Below are 17,924 nucleotides of genomic sequence, written 5' to 3'. Positions count from 1 at the left end.
GCTCACGGCAGGACCGCCTCGTCGAGCGTGAGGAGGTACTCGACGAGCGCGTCGAGCTGGTCGGGGCTCAGGCGCTCTTCGTAGATCGGCAGCATCTGCCCGGCTCGGTAGCCGTCGGCGATGTAGGCGTCGGGGTCGATCACCGACTGGCGCAGGTACGCCTCGGCGTCGAGCCCCTCGACCCGCGACTCGGCCCTCGTGGCCACACCGGCCAGCGACGGACCGACCCCGTCGTCGCCGACGTCGACCGAGTGGCACACGTCGCAGGCGCCGAGGGAACGGTCGGCGAACACGTCGCGACCCTCGGCGATCCCGGGTGGTGGTGGGACGTCGACGGCCTGCACGACGAACCGCTCGCCGTCGGCCAACTCGACCTCGCCGGCGAAGAGCGTGGTCTCGTCGGCGCCCTCGACGAGGACCACCTCGACCTGGCTCGCGCCGGGGACGAGGTCGACGTTCACGACGCCGATCGCGGTCTCGCCGCTGACCGGGACCGCCCGACGTGCCTGCTCGACACCGTCGGCTCGGACGACGACGTCGACCGCGTCGCCCCGCCGACCGGTCACCGTCGGCTGGCCCTCGAGCTGGAAGCCCGGCGTGTGGTCGACGACGGCCACCACGCCCGACTCGCGCGAGCCGCGGTACGGGGCCTGCGTCGCCACGGCCACCGCAGCCATCGACGCGAGGACGACGGCACCGGCCCCGATCAGGCGCCGGTTGCCCTCGGGCCGCTCGGTGTCCGCAGCGGGATGGGCGTTCGGCGCCGCGAGCGCGTCGACGAGCTCGCCGGGCGCCACCCAGTCCTCGTCGGCGATGCCCTCGAAGCGCAGCGGGACGTGGGGCGAGCGTGCACCCGAGAGCCGTTCGTCGAGCAGCGTGTTGCCGAGCCCGAACGCGCAGTCGCCCGGCGGGCAGCCGACGACCTGCACGCCGGCCGCGCCGGAACGCATCAGCGAACCGACCGCATTGGCGTGCACCATGCCGGCGCAGGGCACCTCGACGAGCACGGTCTCACCGCCGTCGCCGTCGACGTCCGACGGGTGGTGCCGGGCGCACACGATCGCGACCTGCCGACCCTCGGGGTCGATGCGCTCGGGCGCCTGGAAGCCCGGCAGGGTCATCGCGCCGAACGAGCACGAGCCGATGCAGATGCCGCACCCCACGCAGGCGTCGGCGTCGACGACGGCCACCGGCCGGCGGGCCTGCGTGCCGCCGTCGGGGTCGGCGGTCGACCGGTCGGCGAGCGACAGCGCGACGTACGGGCAGTCCACGACGCACAGATCGCAGCCGGTGCAGGCGTCCTCGTCGATCTCGACCACCGGCGGCGCGGCCGGCCGCACGTGCGGAGCGACCAGCGCCGCGATGATCGCTGCCGTGCCGACGATCGCCGCCAGCCACGCCCAGTTGCCGAGCAGCGGCGGCAGGAGGAACAGCACGAACGGATCGAGCGGCAGATCGCCGACCGTCTGGGAGAGATCGGCGCGCTCGAGCAGGTCGGCGGGGAACAGCACCGACACGAGGACGAGTGCGCCGAGCATCAGTGCCATCCAGAAGCGAGGCGGCAGGATCCGCAGGCGTGAGCGCCGGAGGTGTCGCCAGAGGAAGTACCCGATGATCACGGTGAGGACGAGGTGTGCCAGCCAGATCACGAACAGCACGCCCCAGCCGCTGCCCGCGTCGGGCCCGTACACGTTGCGCACCATGAACGACGAGACCACGCCGAGCCCGCCGAACAGCTCGTCGGTCGCCTCGTTGAGGGCCTGCGCCCGGCGATCCCAGACCAGCCAGTACCCCGTCACGCCGGCGAGCCAGACCACTAGCAGCGATGCGACGCCCGTCGTCCACCGCCACCGACGTGGACCGCGGAAGCGGCCGGCGACGAAGGTCCGCCAGGCGTGGACGAGCGTCGTGAGCACCATCGCGGCCGACGAGTAGCGGTGCACGGTGCGAACCACGGACTGGATGACGTGGTCGTCCATCGCCCGCACCGAGCGGTGCGACGCCTCGAAGCCGAACTGGAAGAACAACGTGATGTAGACACCGCTCACGACCACCACGCCGAACAGGAACACGCTGATCGTGCCGGCGTGAGGGAGCGGGTTGAGGCGATGCGAGCGGACCACCTTGCGCAGCGGGGCTTCCGCCGCGTAGGTGGCCCGCTCGAGTGCCGGAACCAGTTTCGGGTCGAGGCGGCTCACGATGTGCTCATCCGACAGTGGACGCGCGGCCGACCCGACGGTCGGGTCACCAGACCTCGAAGTCGACGCCCGGCGCGTTGAGGTTCATGTTGAGGATCTGGTCGACGAGCTGCGGGCCGTAGGCGAGCACCAGCAAGATGCCGGCGGCGATCAGCCACGGCTTGAAGCGGTCGAGCCAGACCGGCGTGAGCTGCGGGTGGCGCAGCGACTCGGCGATCGGCATGTCGGGCACGTCGGCCGGATCGGCGGCCTTCGGCCCGCGCACGGTCTTGTACATCACCAGCAGGTACATCAGCACGGCGGCCAGCAGGATCGTGCCGCCGATCGAGACCCGCAGCAGGTGGCCGTCCCACTCCTCGGGCACGTAGGGCGCGTCACCCAGCGGCGTGCGGCGCGGCGCGCCGAGCAGGCCGAGCATGTGCATCGCATTGGAGAAGACCACCATCCCGACGAACCACGTCCAGGCCTGCGCCACGGCGATCCGGCGGCCCCACAGCTGCTTGCCGGTGAGCATCGGCACCATCCAGTACGTGATGCCGATGAACGACAGCGTGACCGCGGTGGCCACCGTCAGGTGGAAGTGTCCGGGCACCCACGCGGTGTTGTGGATGACGAGGTTGATGTTGTACGACGCGTTGGTCAGGCCGCCGATGCCGCCGAACATGAAGAGGATGCCGGCGAGGAGCTGGGCGGCGACCGAGGGGTCGTCCCACGGCAGCGCCCGCACCCATCCGATCAGCCCCGTGCCGCCGCGCTTGCGCGCCGCGTACTCGAGCGACGCGATCACGGTGAACGCCGTGAGCATCGACGGGAAGAACACCGAGTAGGTGAGCAGCGCATGGATCCACTTCCACACCTGCGGTACGCCGGGGTCGACGAACTGGTGGTGGAACCCGACGGGCACCGACACGATCAGGAACATCCAGAACGCCAGCCTGGCGAGCGAGTCGGAGAACAGCTTGCCGCCGGCCTGCTTCGGGAGCATGCCGTACCACGAGACGTAGGCGGGGAGCAGCCAGAAGTACACGAGCGGGTGGCCCGTGAACCAGAAGTAGGTGCGCGCGAGCTCGGGGTCGGTGGCGTCGGTGATGCCCAGCGACCACGGGATGAGCATCGTCAGCATCTCGACCGCGATGCCCAGGGTGGCGATCTGCCACATCGCGGCGTTGATGACGCCGCCGAGCGCGACGAACGGCGAGCGAACGCCGCGGTTCTCCTTCCGCCACGCCGCCAGCGTCAGGTAGAAGCCGACGCCTTCGATCCAGCTGCCGACGACGACGAGCGTGAGGCCGACGTAGAACGCCCAGCTCGCCTCGAGCGGCGGGTAGAAGGTGTAGAGCACGGTCGCCTGGTCGAGCAGCAGCGGCACGGCGGCGAGCAGCAGGCCGACGACCATCGTGACGAACCCGGCGAGGTTGATGTTCGGGTGGCTGAGCGGTCGCCGGAGCCCGACGATCGTCGTCAAGGTGGTGAACCCGACGATGAAGAACGTCGTCCACACGAGCGCGTTGAGCACGCCGTGCAGCGTGAGGCCCTGGTAGTAGCTCTGCAGGATCGGCTCGAGGTACTGGTAGAGGTCGACGTTCGAGTACTCCAGCGCCTGCAGCGGGCCGATCACGCTGCCGATGCCGAGCGCGACGATGGCGATCCAGATGTGGCCGCCGATGAACCGTCGCTCCCAGCGGGTGAGCTCGTACCGAGGCCGGGCGGTGCCGGTCTGTGGTCGTTCGGCGATGGTCATCCGTCGTCCTCCGTGGCTGCGGCGGCTTCGCCTCCCGCGTCTGCGTCGTCACCCGTCGTGACGCCGTCTCCGGACTGGAGCGCTTCGAACTCGGCTTCGGACACGACCCTGACCGTTCCGAACATGGCTGCATGCCCCTGACCGCAGTACTCGGTGCAGATGTAGGGGAACTCGCCGACCTCGTCGAACGTGTACGTCAGCTTCGACACCTGGCCCGGGACGACCTGCATGTTGACGTTCGTGTCGGTGATCTTGAAGCCGTGCTGGAGGTCTTGCGACGTCACGTAGATGTCGACCTCGGCGTCGATCGGCACGACGAGCTCGCGGGGCGAGAAGCTCCACAGCTGCGACATCACATACGCCTCGAACTGGCCGTCGCCGACCTCTCGCAGACCCGGCTCGGCCCACCGGCCCTCGCTGGCGATCGTGCGCGGGTCGACTTCCGACTCGGCGCCGGGGAGCTGGAACCCGGCCGCGAAGCCGGCGATCGTGACGGCGGCGGCGAAGACCACGAGCAGCACGACCGAGAAGAGCATCCAGTTGCGCTCCCACGGGTCGATGCCCATCGTCAGATCGGCATCGTCGGGTCCCCCTGGATCGCCGGTCTCCCGCTCGAGCACGTCGGTCATCGCGTCGCACCTTCCCTCGGCACCGCTGCCGGTCCGCTCACAGCGTGACGCCCCTGCTGAGGAGGATCACGTAGACCGACGCCCAGAGCAGCACGATCGTCGCCACGAAGAGCACGAGCACGAAGAGCGTGCCGGTCGGCTTGAAGTGCTCCTCGGGAAGCTCGCCGTCGAGCGCCGTCTCGAGTGGGGCGGCGTCGCCCGTGTTCGATTCGTCCATCCCAGTCCTCCCGTCGATCGGTGCCGGCCCCCGGCAGTTCCTGACCATTCGAGTTGGCGCCGCGTCTGACCAGCTAGGGACCAACGTCCCTTTCTCCGAGCTTGCGAGCTTGTGCTCGTCGAAAATCCGGTGAGCTAGGGACCAACGTCCCTGTCTGTGCGGTGGGCGCCCGTGGAGAATGCAGTGATCCGACCGCCGCACCGACCGGGGAGATCGATGCCCGACGCCACACAACTCGCTGATGATGACGCCTGCTCGCCGCCGGCGCGCGTCGGCGCCGGCTGGGCGCGGTGGCTGCCGATCGCCGTGGTCGCGTTCGCCGTCGTGGCTGCCCCGTTCGCGACGCCGGCCGGCGACATCGAGGCCGGCCCGAGCGACGAGACGCTCCGCGAGGGCGCCGAGGTCTACACGGCGGTCTGCTCGTCGTGCCATCAGCCGGGTGGCGTCGGACTCTCGGGGAGCTTCCCACCGCTGATCGACAACCCGAACGTCGACGACGCGGCCTATCTCGAAGACGTCATCCGCAACGGGCGGACCGGCGAGATCACGGTCGGCGACGAGGTCTACGACGGTGTGATGCCGGCGCAGTCGACGCTCAGCGATGCCGACATCTCGTCGGTCGTCGCCTACATCCAGTCCGGGTTCGCGGCCCCCGCCGGTCCCGCCCCCGAGGTCTCCACCGGTCCGGCCGCGGGCACCGAGCTGCCGTTGCTGTCGAACTACGCGATGTTCGTCGCGTTCGCCATCGCGCTGGGGCTCGGCGCGTTGGTGCTCGGGCCACGCGTGATCGCCGCGCACGACCGGCGTGAGATCACCTGGCTCGACGCCTGGATGAAGACCGGCGTGATCGTGGTCGGGCTCATCGTCGCCACGACGGTGCTGCCGGCACAGGTGCTCGAGCTCGACACGGTGCAGGACCTGCCGCGCGCCGCGCAGGACCTGATCGCCGTCGGCATCTGGGCCGGCGCGATCGTCGCTGCGATGTGGGCGCTCTGGTACGCGCACCGGGAGCGCCGCGTGTGATGGAGCTCGAGTACTACGACACGAACATCCCGTGTCTCGCGGCGTGCCCGGTGCACACCAACGCCGGGATGTACGTCGCGGCGATCGCCGACGGCGACGACGAGCTCGCCTACCTGACCGCCCGCCTGCCGAACCCGTTCGCATCGGTCTGCGGACGGGTCTGTGCGGCGCCGTGCGAGGATGCCTGCCGGCGCGGCGAGATCGATCGACCGATCGCGATTCGTGCGCTCAAGCGGTTCGTCACCGAGCAGTTCGGCCCCGAGCGGGGCAACGGTCGAGTGTGGAACAAGGTCGCTGCGCCCCCGCGCTCCGACAAGCAGGAGCGTGTCGGCATCGTCGGCGGCGGCCCCGCCGGCATGGCGTGCGCGCACGACCTGCGCCGGCACGGCTACCAGGTCACGGTCTACGAGGCCACCGACAAGCTCGGCGGCGCGATGTGGCTCGGCATCCCCGAGTACCGGCTCGACCGCGACGTGCTGGGCGCCGACATCCAGGCGATCCTCGACCTCGGGGTCGAGGTGCACTACGACACCCGGCTCGGCGTCGACGTGACCCTCGACGAGCTGATGGAGCGCCACGATGCGCTGTTCCTGGGAATCGGCGCGACGCTCGGGCGCGGACTCGACATCGAGGGTGGCGACGCCGACGGCGTGTTCAAGGCGATCGAGTTCCTCATCAACATGAACCGCGGGTTCTCGGTCGACGTCGGCGAGCGGGTGGTGGTGATCGGCGGCGGCGACGTCGCGATGGACGCCGCCCGCACCGCGCTCAGGGCCTCCGAGTACGGGTCGGAGGTTACGAGCGAAGCGACAGTGGCGTCCGACGACGACATCGACGCCGACCAGCGCTCGGCGATGACCGAGGCCATCGACGTGGCACGGACGGCCGCCCGGGCCGGCGCCCGTCAGGTGACGGTGATCTCGCTCGAGTCCCGCGCCGAGATGCCGGCCCACGACTTCGAGGTCGAAGAGGCCGAGCACGAGGGCATCGCGTTCGTACCTCGCCGCGGCCCCGCCCGCATCCTCGTCGAGGACGGCCGGGTGGCGGGGATCGAGACGATCGGCGTCAACTCGGTCTTCGACGCCGACGGGCGCTTCGCGCCGGACTTCGACGAGACCGACCGGCAGGTGTTCGACGCCGACACCGTCATCCTCGCGATCGGCCAGGCGATCGACCTCGACGCGCTCGGTGCGAGCGGCCCCGAGGTCAGCCCGCGGCGGACCATCCAGATCGACAACGACACCGGCCGCACCACCATGCTCGGCGTCTGGTCCGGCGGCGACGCGGCGAAGGGGCCGCGGACGTTGATCGACGCCATCGCCGACGGGCGCCGCTCGGCGGCCGACATCCACCGAGCCTTCGGCGGTGATGTCGACGATCTCGAGCAGGAGCAGCCGGCCACGTTCGTGAAGCTCTCGCAGTTCCACCGCCTCGACGACGACTACGACCAGATCGCCCGCGTGTCGGTCCCGACGCTCGACACCGGTCGGCGGATCGGTCTCGCCGAGGTCGAGCTCGGCTTCACCGAGCAGCAGGCCCGCTGCGAGGCGGCGCGCTGCCTGCGCTGCTTCGCCAACATCATCCTCGATGTCGACAAGTGCGTGCTGTGCGCGCTGTGCGCCGACGTCTGCCCGGTCGATGTGATCTCACTCGTGCCGTCCGACGAGGTCGACGGCGGTGAAGCCGGTTCGACGGCGTTGCTGCTCGACGAGGAGCGCTGCATCCGCTGCGCGCTCTGCATCGAACGCTGCCCGCCCGACGCCTTGTCGATGGGCATGTGGAAGGGCGTGGGGGTGCCGTGATCAGCGTTCCCCGGCCACGCAGGCCGTTCGCTGCCGCTCGCTCGCTGGCGCTCACTCGCTCGCGTCCGAGCGCCTGTTCACTCGCGCACGACATGTCGAGCCTGCACTGGGAGGTGTGCTGACCGATGAGTCTCACCGACGACAAGCCGGACGTCGAACCGGCTGCCCGCGAGGACGGAGACGAGGACCGGGTCGACCAACTGCTCGATCGCGTCCGCGAGACGCCGATCGGCACGTCGATCTTCCGGTCGCCGCGCAGGGTCACTCCGCGCGACCGTGCGGCAGCCCACTGGTCGAGCTTCCTGCTGCACATCTACCCAGTCAAGATCCGCCGCAAGGAGCTCGGGTTCCGGTACTCGTGGTACCTCGGCGTGATCTCGACCGTGTTGCTCGGCAGCCTGGTGGCGTCGGGCGTCTACCTGATGTTCTTCTACGTGCCGTCGCCGGCCAACGCGTACACGAACATCCAGACGATCCAGACCGAGGTGCCGTTCGGTCAATACGTGCGCAACGTGCACCGCTGGTCGGCGCACCTGATGGTGCTCGCCGTTGCCGCCCACATGGCCAGGGTCTTCTACCGCGGCGCCTACAAGCCGCCGCGTGAGTTCAACTGGGTGATCGGCGTCGTGCTGTTGCTGCTGACGTTGCTGATGTCGTTCACCGGCTACCTCCTGCCGTGGGACCAGCTGGCGTTCTGGGCGGTCACGGTCGGCACCGAGATGGCCGGTTACGTGCCGTTCATCGGCGAGCAGGTGAAGGAAGTGCTGCTCGGTGGGCCGACGGTCGACTCGTCGACGCTGCTGCGGTTCTACGTGCTCCACGTCGCCGTGCTGCCCACGATCTTGATCTTCGTCCTGATGATCCATCTCTGGCGGTGGCGCAAGGACGCGATGTTCGACCAGCAGGCGGAGGACGCCGATGAGTGACGACACGATCGACGCCGCAGCAGGAGCCGACGCGACGTCGACCCCGGTCGAGCTGAGCGGCACGCCGCAGGTCGTCGGCGGCAAGCGCGTGCTCGGCGTCGTGCCCGGCAAGCCCGCAGTCGGCGAGCGCAAGATCATCGACCGTGACGACACCGTGATGGTGTGGCCGCACCTCCTCGTGCGGCACGCCGTCGTGGCGATGGCGACGTTGCTCGTCGTGATGGTGATCTCGTTGCTGTTCGACGCGCCGCTGCGCGACGTCGCCAACCCGCAGGTCACCCCGAACCCCGAGAAGGCGCCGTGGTACTTCGCTGCGCTGCAGGAGCTGCTGGCGATCTGGCACCCGCTCGTGGCGGGCGTGCTCGTGCCCGGCACCATCGTCATCGGGCTGATCGCGCTGCCGTACATCGACCGCAGCCGCTTCATCAAACCGCGTCACCGCAAGGTGGCGGTCACGACGTTCACGACGTTCCTCGTGATCTGGATCGTGTTGACGCTGATCGGCTTCATGTTCCGCGGCCCCAACTGGGGCTGGGTCTGGCCCTGGGAAGAATGGCACGGTGAGCTGTGAGTCTGCCTCGACGACACTTCTTGACCCGTATGTGGCAGACCGGCCTCGGCCTCGTCGCCGCCGCCGGCGCGTGGACCTCGTGGGACCTGCTGCGGCCCGGTGAGGCCCGCGGGTTCGGTGGCAAGGTGCGGGCGATCCCGCCCGAGTCCGTTCCCGACACCGGCGTGATCGAGGTGCCGGCCGCGCGCTCCTACCTCGTCAGGATCGACGGTGAGGTCCGAGCGCTCTCCCGCAAGTGCACCCACCTCGGCTGCGGTGTGCCGTGGTGCGAGTCGTCAGGCCAGTTCGAGTGCCCGTGCCACGGCTCGGTGTTCAATCGCGCCGGCGAGTTCCGGGCCGGGCCGGCACCGCGGGGCATGGACCAGCACCCGGTCGAGGTCGGCGTCGACGGCTTGATCTACATCGACACCGGCACCACCGAGGAAGGCCCGGCGCCCGGCGTCGAGACGATCGACGAGCCGCCGACCGGCCCGTCCTGCGCGGAGGAGTCGCACGGATGAGCGAGACTCGGGACCGGGACGACACCTACGACTACACGACCGACGAGGAGCTCGAGCGGTCGACCAACACGTGGATGGTCGCCGGCGTGGTGCTGCTGGCGTTGATGGCCGCCGTGTTCCCGTTCTACCGGTGGTACGAGCCGGGGTCGCGCAGCGACGCCCGCGAGGAGCAGTTGGCCTCGCTGGCGGTCAAGGGCGAGGGCGTCTGGCAGTTCAACTGCTCGTCGTGCCACGGCCTCAACGGCGAAGGAGGCATCGGCCCTGCACTCAACTCCGAGCAGTTCCTCCAGTCGTCGACCGACGACCAGGCCCGCACCCTGATCGCCGTCGGCATCCCCGGCAGCCAGATGAGCGCCTACTCGCTCGACTACGGCGGCCCGCTGACGTCCGAGCAGATCAAGGCGGTCGTCACGTTCATCCGGTCGTGGGAGCCCGACGCACCCGACGTGCCCGACTGGCGAGCGATGATGGGCGGCTGATCGCCCGACAGCTCACGTCGCACGGTCTGCGACGTGACCTCCACCCGCCGGCTCGGCGCAGCACGTGTGACCGCGCCTTCCGCGCGCTCCGGCGAGCGCCGAGGTACCGATCTCGTCGGAGTGGTGGCCGCCGCGTTCGCCCGCAGTCTCCAGTGCTTCGTCTGGGTGCAAGGACGTCGTCGATCAGTTCGTCGCGCCGATCCCGAACGGCTCAGTCCCGCTCGTACGGCAGCTCATCCGCGCGCGCGTTGCGGTGATCCGGTGGTGGCAGCGTTGGTAGTCGTCTCGCGTCGACGTGTGACCTCCCGTCGCGAAGTGCCCGGGCGATCCGGTGCATACCGTCCATGACGCGGCCGTCAGGTCCGAGGATGATCGGATGACTCGCATCGACCTCGTCGATCAGTCGCGCATGCTCGATCACCGCGCGAACCGTCGGCCGCTGCACGTCGTCGAACCAGTAGACCGAGTCGACCTCGTCGATCGACTCGACGTCGACCTGCTCGACGGGGAGTTCCGCAGCGAGCGCGATCAAACGGTCGACGTCCCAGGCGTCGAATCCGTCCCCGACCGCGCTCGGCCAGAAGTGGTACTGCTTCCTCATGTCGGACAGATCGGGCACGCACGACAGCATGCCGTCGTTCGTCGCCGCCACGCGCCGTGACTCGCCCTCGCCGACCATCCGCCACGTGGGTGAGACGCGCTGAACCTGGTGTCGATGGTGTTCGGTGAGGGATGGCTCTAGCGAGATGCTCGTGGTCGGGCGTACGGTGAGGGTGGAAGCGCAACGAAGGTCCGCGGAGGCCCACGATGAAGCACTCAGCGCCGGTGGCGCCCGCCAAGGGAGCTGCGCGTTGGGACTGCGCGGGCACGTGTGGCATCCTCGCCGCAACGGCGAGACGTAGTCGCTGGACGAGGAGGGGCCATGAGCGTGTTGCTCGACGAGTACACCGATGCTGCGCTGCGCGGCGATCGCGCTGGCGCGGCGATGCTGGCCACGAACTTCGCCGGTCGTGACGAGTCCTGCCTCGACGTCGTCACCCAACTGCTGGCGCCGTCGCAGCGCGATGTCGGCGAGCGCTGGCTGCGCGGCGAGTGCACGGTTGCCGACGAGCACTCCGCCACGTTCGTCACCGAGTCGGTCTTGTCGTCGCTGGGGGTGGGGCTCGAAGCGCGGGAGCCTGCTGGGACGGTGGTGATGGTGTGTGCCGAGGGAGAGTGGCACTCGTTGCCGGCGAGGATGGCCACCGAACTGATGATCGCCGGCGGGTGGCGTGTGATCCATCTCGGCCCAGCGATGCCGGCGGGACAGCTCCGCGACTACCTCGCCGACATCGAGGCCGACGTCGTGGGAGTGAGCGTCACGCTGGCGTCCAACCTCACCGGCGCCGCCCGCACGGTCCGAGCGGCGAGCCAGGCCGGCCACGCGGTCATGTGTGGGGGTCGGGCATTCGACTCCGCGGGTCGCCGGGCGCGTGCGATCGGCGCTCACGGACAAGCCCGTGATCTGACCGAGCCGTTCGTGCTCGACGAGATGCTCTGGGGAGAACCGCTCGCCGTCGACATGGATGCGGACTGGGCACACCTCGAGTACCAGCGGGTGGAGGTCGTGCGCGATGCCCTGTCGTGGTTGGGAACCTCTGACTTCGCAGACCGCGTGCGCTCGGCGTCGTGGTTCGAGTACGTCACCGCCGAGCTCGGCGACGTCGTCGCTGTCGGCGCCGCCGCCATGCTCTGCGGCGATCCGACGATCGTCGTCCAGCATCGCGCCTGGCTCGAGGACCGGCTCGCTGCCGTCGGCACGCCGGTCGGGGTGGCACGGGACGCATTCGACGCTGTCGCCGCAGTCGTCGACGACCGGGTGCCGGGCGCCTCGGCCTTCTTCGTCTGACCGAGTCCCGCACGGCACGCCGGTCCGGCCCCCCGTCGTCGTCGCAACGCGTGATGAAGTTGCGCAGTATGTGCGCAACTTGCTCACGCGTTCAGCCGGGGTGCCGTCACCCGAGGGGTGGTCGCAGCACGGTGTAGCCGTCGATCGTCGTCAGCAGCGGCGAGGCCGGGGGAGCCGGCAGGTCGTGGCCGAGCTGGTCGCGCCGCACCTCACCGATCCAGACGCTGTGCTGGTACTCGTGGTTGACGAGCGCCGTGACCAGCAAGGCCGCGACGACGCTCAGCTGCGCTGGTGCGCCGACGTCGCCCCGCTCGATCGCGCCGATCCGGAACCTGACCCGCTCGGCGACCGCCTTGCGATACCGGCCCAGCCGCTCGACCTCCGGCAGCTCGCCGCGCTCAGGCTCGGGTGTGGCGCTGTCGAACAGTCCGTCGAGCGGCGGGTCGGGGCTCGGCTCGGCGGCCGTGAGGTTGCGAACCATGAAGTGGGCGACGGCCGCCTGGTGACCGAGGTGCCACCCGATCGCGCTCGATTCGGGGTGCGGGCGCCAGCGGACCTCCTCGGGCGTGAGATCCGACCAGAGCGCCTCGGTGTGTCCGAGCGCCCGGTCGTACTCCGCCAACAGGTCGGTCAGGTCGGGCATGGACGGAGTCTGCCAGCGTTACAGAGGGTGTCAGACACCCTCTGTAACGCATGGCCCCTCTCGCCGCTCGGCGACCCGTCCCTCAGGTGAAGTGTCGCCCGATCGTGCGGTGCCACTTGTTCGACGGCAGCTCGGGGTGGAGCGCGGCCAACCCGGTCCCGTACTTGCTGATGCGCTCCGGCCGGATGCCTCCCGCCCACAGGAGCCGGTCCGTCGGGCTCGGTGAGCTCGACGACTTGGTCTCGAGCACGTACCGGTCCGCCAGGCCCACCGCGTTCCCGGAGCGATCGGCGCACCACAGGTCGGCATCGACGGTGACCCGGGCGACCTCGTCGAGGTCGATCAGCGTGACCCGTCGGTACGACGTGGTGAGCGTCGGCCGCAGCGTCTCGGCGACGTGCGCCCGCCCGATCGCATCGGCGACGAACGCTTCGCCCTCGCGACCGAGCTCGTGCCGGAGGTCGTAGCGGTGGCGGCGGCGTCGCTTGACGGTGGCGCCGCGGGGACCCCGCGTCTTGACCTCGAGCATCGTGGTCGAGGAGTCGACGTACGAACGCGTCCGGACCTTGAAGCGCCGGCGTCGGCGGTGGGCGGCGCCGAGGTACGAGTCGAGCGACGGCGTGTCGAAGTACGTCGACTCGTATCCGAACGACCGCGAGCCGTCGATGTCCAGCACCGCGAGCCGGTGCGCCAGCTCCTCGACGAGCCGCTCGAGTTGGTCGCCGTCGACGACGTACTTGCGATCCACACGAACCTGCAGCGACGCTGCCTCGTCGAGCTCGCGCAGCGAGATCGGCCTCAGGTCGTGCACCATCTCGATCGGCGGTGTCGATGCCGTCGGGAGACCTTCGCTCACGGCGTCCTCGCGGCCCGGTCGAGGTCACGCATGGAGGTCTCGACCGGGCCGGTTCGCAAGCGGTAGCGCACGTCGACGGTGGTCGTGTCGTTGACGAGGTCGACCCGCTTGATCTTGATCTTCACGATGTCAGCGTCGAGCAGCTCGCCGAGGCGGGCGACCAGTCTGGCCTCGTCGGTGTACGCCGAGTCGAGCTGCACGTTCTGGTGGCGGTGTTGCGGAAAGAGGCGGGGGTGATCGCCGACGAACAGCGCGATCAGGATCCCGCCCATCAGCGTCGGCGTCAGCCACGCCGGGTCGACGTCGAAGCCGGCGAGCAGGCCGAGGGCGAGGGCCGAGAAGTAGTACGCGACCTCCTCCTGCGCCAGCTCGTTGCTGCGCAGGCGGATGATCGACAGCACGCCGAACAGACCCAGGCCCAGGCCGGCGGAGACCTCCGAGGACGCGAGCGCCGTCGCGACCCCCATCACCCCGACGTTGAGGCCGAGGATGGCGACCACCATGTCCTTGCGGTGATAGCGGGGGAAGTAGAGGCCGAAGGCGAGGGCGGCGACGGCGACGACGTTGAGGGCGATGACGGTGTGGTTCGACACGGGTGGCTCCTTCTCGGGTGTGGCATCCACCCAACCGACGGATCCTGGGAGTCTCCTGTGAGCACCCTGCGGATCTGCTCGGGACTGCACCGCCTCCCGGGCGGCGTCGACATGCCGTCCGATTCACAGACAACTCACAGGGCGCTCGCAGCGTCGTCACGGTGTCGCGTCGTTGGCTGGATGGCGACAGAAAGGAACCCGACCATGTTCGCCACCCGCATCCCCCGTCCCGTCCGCCATCTCCGTGTCCGAGCACTCCGAGCCGGTGCCGTCGCACTCGCGGTGGTGCTCGTCGTGTCGGCGTGTACCGCCACGTCCGAGAGCGCATCGAGCGAGGAGGGCGCCCCCGACGTCGCCGCGGTCGTCGACGCCGCCGACGCAGCGACCCCCGTCGACGCCTCGGCCGCGTCGGAACCAGCGTCGAACGACACCGACTCCGACACAGCGGCCGGTGAGCTCGCGCTCTGGGACAGCAGCACCGTGCACGACATCGCCATCGAGTTCGACGACGACGACTACGCCGAGATGATCGCCACGTACGAGTCGACCGGCGAGAAGGACTGGATCGAGGCCACCGTCACGATCGACGGGGTCACCTACGACGAGGTCGGCCTGCGCTTGAAGGGCAACTCGTCGCTGCGTTCGCTGACCTCGGAGTCCGCCGGGAACCCGGGGGACCTCCCGTGGCTGATCCGGCTCGACAAGTACGACGACGACCAGGACCACCAGGGCTATGTCGACATCGTCATACGGTCGAACTCGACCGAGACGTCGCTCAACGAAGCGGTCGCCCTCGAGCTGCTCGAGGCGAGCGGCCTGGCGACGCAGCAGGCAATCGCCACGACGTTCACCGTCAACGGCGGGGACACCGAACTGCGGCTCGCGCTGCAGCACCCCGACGGCGTGTGGGAGGACGAGAACTTCGACTCCGACGAGTCCGCCCTGTACAAGGCCGAGTCGACCGGTGACTTCAGCTACCGGGGCGACGACCCCGACGCGTACGACGAGGTGTTCGACCAGGAGGCCGGCGACGACGATCTCGATCCGCTGATCGACTTCCTCGACTTCATCAACAACGCCGAGGACGAGACGTTCGCCACCGAGCTCGCCGACCGGCTCGACGTCGAGTCGTTCGCGACCTACCTGGCCTTCCAGGATCTCGTCGACAACTTCGACGACATCGACGGCCCGGGCAACAACGCCTACCTGCAGTACGACTACGACACCGGACTGTTCACCGTCGTCAACTGGGACCTCAACCTCGCGTTCGGCACCGCCAACGTCGACGGCGGCCCGCTGCCCGGCGATGTCGCCGGTGGCCCGCCCGACCGCGCGAGACCGGCCGGCGCCGGCGGCTTCCCCGGCGGCGGACCCGCGTTCGGCAACAATGTGCTCGTCGATCGGTTCATGGAGGAGTTCCAGCAGTTGTACGACGAGGCCCTGGTCGAGCTCACCGAGACGCTGTACGCCGACGGGACGGCGACGGCCGCCCTCGCCGAGTGGGTCGACGTCCTGTCCACACAGAGCATCGTCGATGACGAGACGATCGCCGCCGACGCCGAGGCGGTCCGGCAATCGTTCCCCACGGTCTGATGCCCGCCACGGTGTGATGTCCGAGCAACAGCCCCTCGTGCTCGTCGTCGACGACGAGGAGAACATCCGGTTTCTCGTCGAGTCCGGTCTGCAGCTGGCCGGACTCGACTCCGTGGCCGTCGCCGACGGGCGAGCCGCCATCGCAGCGGTCGCCGAGCATCGACCCGATCTGATCCTGCTCGACGTGATGATGCCCGAGCTCGACGGCTTCGAGGTGCTGCGTCGCTTGCGAGACGCCGGCGACCGGACTCCGGTGATCTTCCTGACGGCTCGCGACGCGACCGACGACCGGGTTGCCGGGTTGACGAGCGGCGCAGACGACTACGTCGTCAAGCCGTTCGCGATCGCCGAGCTCGTCGCACGCGTGCGGCTCCGCCTCGAGGATCGGGGTGGCGCCCGCGATCTCGTGCTGCGATGCGCGGATCTGCAGCTCGACCCCGTCGCGCACCGTGTGACCCGCTACGGCGAGACGATCGATCTGTCGCCGACCGAGTACAAGCTGCTCCACCTGCTGATCGGCAACGTCGGACGCGTGCTGAGCCGCGCCCAGATCCTCGACCACGTCTGGGAGTACGACTTCGACGGTGACTCGTCGGTCGTCGACACGTACATCAGCTACCTCCGCCGCAAGCTCGACCACACGCCACCCAAGCTGATCCACACGATCCGCGGCGTCGGCTTCTGCCTGCGGGCCGACGGATGACGCTGCGATCCCGTGTCGTCGCGGGCTTCGCGCTCGTGCTGGCCGCGTTCATCGCCGCCGGGACCGTCGTCGTGGTCGTCCAGCGTGATCAGCTGATCGAGCAGCTCGACCGGCGGCTCGAGGCGATCATCCCGCTGAACCCCGCGCCGCGCCCGAACGACGGCGAGCCGCGGCCCCTCCCGCCCGAACCGGCCGACCCCGAGCGACCCATCTCGGATCTCTTCGTCGCCGCCGTCTCGGGCGAGGGCGAGGTCGACGCGATTGTCGTCGGCCAGCTGCTGGACAGCCCGCCGGACCTCGCATCGGTCGGCGATGTGTCGGCGCGGACGTTCGAGTTCGCCGACTCGACCAACGGTTCGACGCGATTCCGGGTCCTGGTCGAACCGAACGCGCTCGGCGACCTCCTCGTGATCGCGCTCCCGAGCACCGACGTCGACGACACCGTGCAGGGGCTGATCGTGACGTTCGTCCTGGGCGCAGCAGTGATCGCCGCGGTACTGGGCTTGCTCGCGTGGTGGGTCGACCGGCTGGGCGTCCGTCCGATCTCGGCGATGACCGACATCGCAGGCGCGCTGGCGGCGGGCGATCGCGGTCAGCGAGCACCCGAGCTCGACCGCCGGACCGAGGCGGGCCGCCTCGCCGAGGCCTTCAACGACATGCTCGACCAGCGCGACGAGGCCGAGGATCGTCTCCGGCAGTTCGTGTCCGACGCGTCGCACGAGCTGCGTACCCCGCTGACGTCGATCCGCGGCTACCTCGACCTGTACGAGCAGGGCGCGTTCCGTGAGCAGGACCAGCTGGACGACGTGGTGCGGCGGATGAGCTCCGAGTCGAACCGGATGACGGGCCTCGTCGACAGCCTGTTGCACCTGGCCCGGCTCGACGAGCAGCAGCCGCTCGCTCGCGAGCCGGTCGACGTCGCGGCGCTGCTCACCGACGTCGTCGCCGATGCGCACGCTGCGCACCCCGATCGTGCGATCGAGGTCGAACCGCCGGGGTCGGGCGCGGCGCTCGTGGCCGCCCTCGACCGCAACCGCACGCAGCAGCTCCTGGCTGGCCTGGTCGACAACGCGCTCACGCACGCGCCGGACGCGACCGTGCGTCTGCGGGCCACCGGCTCGTCGACCGAGATCGTCGTCGTCGTCGCCGACGACGGGCCGGGCCTCGCCGACGAGCAGGCCGCCCACGTCTTCGAGCGCTTCTACCGGGGCGACAAGGCCCGCTCCCGGACGACCGGCGGCTCGGGCCTCGGACTGGCGATCGCACGGTCGATCGCCGCGGCGCACGGCGGCACCATCGAGCTGACCACGGCACCGGGCGAGGGATGCGAGTTCGCAGTCCGGCTCCCGCGCGCAGAGCTCTGATCGGGCGCGGCCCGGCTCGCGGTCGCCGCTGCGGTCCGTCGCTCACCCGCCGCGCGCCGAGCCGGCAAGTGCCGCGTCACGGGCGGATGTCGAGGATGACCTTGCTGGCCTCGCCCGACGCCAGTGCCTCGAAGGCCGCCTCGTACTGGTCGAGGGGGAAGCGGTGGCTGATGACCGGCGTCACGTCGAGGCCGCTGT

Annotated in this window: 18 protein-coding genes and 1 pseudogene; 10 read left to right on the top strand and 9 right to left on the bottom strand. The window is 69.8% G+C overall.

Features of this window, described 5'->3' with window-relative positions:
• Positions 1-2: 2 nt before the first annotated feature.
• From QNJ12_RS02220 to QNJ12_RS02205, 4 genes are read right to left on the bottom strand one after another with little or no spacing between them, the layout of a single operon-like run.
• The gene (locus tag QNJ12_RS02220; RefSeq protein ID WP_300618295.1) at positions 3-2,198 is read right to left on the bottom strand and encodes a cytochrome b N-terminal domain-containing protein; all 2,196 of its coding nucleotides are present in this window, start codon (positions 2,196-2,198) and stop codon (positions 3-5) included.
• Between the two features lie 46 nt (positions 2,199-2,244).
• Positions 2,245-3,939, bottom strand: a complete 1,695-nt coding sequence (locus QNJ12_RS02215; RefSeq protein ID WP_300618293.1) for a cbb3-type cytochrome c oxidase subunit I — start codon at positions 3,937-3,939, stop codon at positions 2,245-2,247.
• Complete coding sequence (locus tag QNJ12_RS02210; RefSeq protein WP_300618291.1) at positions 3,936-4,568, bottom strand: cytochrome c oxidase subunit II; 633 nt, start codon at positions 4,566-4,568, stop codon at positions 3,936-3,938. Before QNJ12_RS02210 ends, QNJ12_RS02215 begins: the two co-directional genes overlap by 4 nt.
• 37 nt (positions 4,569-4,605) lie before the next feature.
• On the bottom strand, positions 4,606-4,785 hold the full coding sequence (locus QNJ12_RS02205) for a cytochrome c oxidase subunit 2A (RefSeq protein ID WP_300618289.1): 180 nt from the start codon (positions 4,783-4,785) through the stop codon (positions 4,606-4,608).
• Positions 4,786-5,001: 216 nt separating this feature from the next.
• Between QNJ12_RS02205 and QNJ12_RS02200 the strand changes: the two genes are divergently transcribed.
• From QNJ12_RS02200 to QNJ12_RS02175, 6 genes are all read left to right on the top strand, one after another.
• Positions 5,002-5,808, top strand: a complete 807-nt coding sequence (locus tag QNJ12_RS02200; protein ID WP_300618287.1) for a cytochrome c — start codon at positions 5,002-5,004, stop codon at positions 5,806-5,808.
• Complete coding sequence (locus QNJ12_RS02195; protein ID WP_300618285.1) at positions 5,808-7,610, top strand: FAD-dependent oxidoreductase; 1,803 nt, start codon at positions 5,808-5,810, stop codon at positions 7,608-7,610. The genes QNJ12_RS02200 and QNJ12_RS02195 overlap by 1 nt, the downstream gene beginning before the upstream one ends.
• Positions 7,611-7,735: 125 nt before the next feature.
• The gene (locus QNJ12_RS02190) at positions 7,736-8,536 is read left to right on the top strand and encodes a cytochrome b N-terminal domain-containing protein (protein ID WP_300618283.1); all 801 of its coding nucleotides are present in this window, start codon (positions 7,736-7,738) and stop codon (positions 8,534-8,536) included.
• The gene (locus QNJ12_RS02185) at positions 8,529-9,107 is read left to right on the top strand and encodes a hypothetical protein (RefSeq protein ID WP_300618281.1); all 579 of its coding nucleotides are present in this window, start codon (positions 8,529-8,531) and stop codon (positions 9,105-9,107) included. Before QNJ12_RS02190 ends, QNJ12_RS02185 begins: the two co-directional genes overlap by 8 nt.
• A gap of 29 nt (positions 9,108-9,136) precedes the next feature.
• The gene (locus QNJ12_RS02180) at positions 9,137-9,607 is read left to right on the top strand and encodes a ubiquinol-cytochrome c reductase iron-sulfur subunit (RefSeq protein ID WP_300618411.1); all 471 of its coding nucleotides are present in this window, start codon (positions 9,137-9,139) and stop codon (positions 9,605-9,607) included.
• Complete coding sequence (locus tag QNJ12_RS02175) at positions 9,604-10,086, top strand: cytochrome c (RefSeq protein WP_300618279.1); 483 nt, start codon at positions 9,604-9,606, stop codon at positions 10,084-10,086. Before QNJ12_RS02180 ends, QNJ12_RS02175 begins: the two co-directional genes overlap by 4 nt.
• Before the next feature lie 211 nt (positions 10,087-10,297).
• Here QNJ12_RS02175 and QNJ12_RS02170 read toward each other — a convergent pair whose 3' ends face one another.
• Positions 10,298-10,765 carry a hypothetical protein gene (locus QNJ12_RS02170; protein ID WP_300618277.1) on the bottom strand — a complete coding sequence of 156 codons (468 nt, stop codon included), beginning with the start codon at positions 10,763-10,765 and terminating at the stop codon, positions 10,298-10,300.
• Between the two features lie 243 nt (positions 10,766-11,008).
• Here QNJ12_RS02170 and QNJ12_RS02165 point away from each other — a divergent pair, with 243 nt between their 5' ends.
• The gene (locus QNJ12_RS02165; protein WP_300618275.1) at positions 11,009-11,974 is read left to right on the top strand and encodes a cobalamin-dependent protein; all 966 of its coding nucleotides are present in this window, start codon (positions 11,009-11,011) and stop codon (positions 11,972-11,974) included.
• A 106-nt stretch (positions 11,975-12,080) separates the two neighbouring features.
• On the opposite strand, the gene QNJ12_RS02160 is transcribed toward QNJ12_RS02165, so the two are convergent.
• The 3 genes from QNJ12_RS02160 to QNJ12_RS02150 form a co-directional block, all read right to left on the bottom strand.
• On the bottom strand, positions 12,081-12,617 hold the full coding sequence (locus QNJ12_RS02160) for a DinB family protein (RefSeq protein ID WP_300618273.1): 537 nt from the start codon (positions 12,615-12,617) through the stop codon (positions 12,081-12,083).
• Between the two features lie 82 nt (positions 12,618-12,699).
• Complete coding sequence (locus tag QNJ12_RS02155) at positions 12,700-13,473, bottom strand: polyphosphate polymerase domain-containing protein (RefSeq protein WP_300618271.1); 774 nt, start codon at positions 13,471-13,473, stop codon at positions 12,700-12,702.
• Positions 13,470-14,066, bottom strand: coding sequence for a DUF4956 domain-containing protein (locus QNJ12_RS02150; protein WP_300618269.1), 597 nt, complete (start codon positions 14,064-14,066; stop codon positions 13,470-13,472). Before QNJ12_RS02150 ends, QNJ12_RS02155 begins: the two co-directional genes overlap by 4 nt.
• 204 nt (positions 14,067-14,270) lie before the next feature.
• Here QNJ12_RS02150 and QNJ12_RS02145 point away from each other — a divergent pair, with 204 nt between their 5' ends.
• From QNJ12_RS02145 to QNJ12_RS02135, 3 genes are read left to right on the top strand one after another with little or no spacing between them, the layout of a single operon-like run.
• On the top strand, positions 14,271-15,659 hold the full coding sequence (locus QNJ12_RS02145; RefSeq protein ID WP_300618267.1) for a CotH kinase family protein: 1,389 nt from the start codon (positions 14,271-14,273) through the stop codon (positions 15,657-15,659).
• Between the two features lie 16 nt (positions 15,660-15,675).
• The gene (locus QNJ12_RS02140) at positions 15,676-16,362 is read left to right on the top strand and encodes a response regulator transcription factor (protein ID WP_300618265.1); all 687 of its coding nucleotides are present in this window, start codon (positions 15,676-15,678) and stop codon (positions 16,360-16,362) included.
• The gene (locus QNJ12_RS02135; RefSeq protein ID WP_300618263.1) at positions 16,359-17,726 is read left to right on the top strand and encodes a cell wall metabolism sensor histidine kinase WalK; all 1,368 of its coding nucleotides are present in this window, start codon (positions 16,359-16,361) and stop codon (positions 17,724-17,726) included. The genes QNJ12_RS02140 and QNJ12_RS02135 overlap by 4 nt, the downstream gene beginning before the upstream one ends.
• A 76-nt stretch (positions 17,727-17,802) precedes the next feature.
• On the opposite strand, the pseudogene tdh reads toward QNJ12_RS02135, so the two are convergent.
• Positions 17,803-17,924: pseudogene (tdh, locus tag QNJ12_RS23665) on the bottom strand (L-threonine 3-dehydrogenase); the annotation flags it as partial.

Origin of the sequence: Ilumatobacter sp. (assembly GCF_030065885.1) — a bacterium.
GTDB lineage: Bacteria > Actinomycetota > Acidimicrobiia > Acidimicrobiales > Ilumatobacteraceae > Ilumatobacter.
The sequence above is the reverse complement of the archived record's forward strand: the minus strand, read 5'-3'. Positions and strand labels throughout refer to the sequence as shown.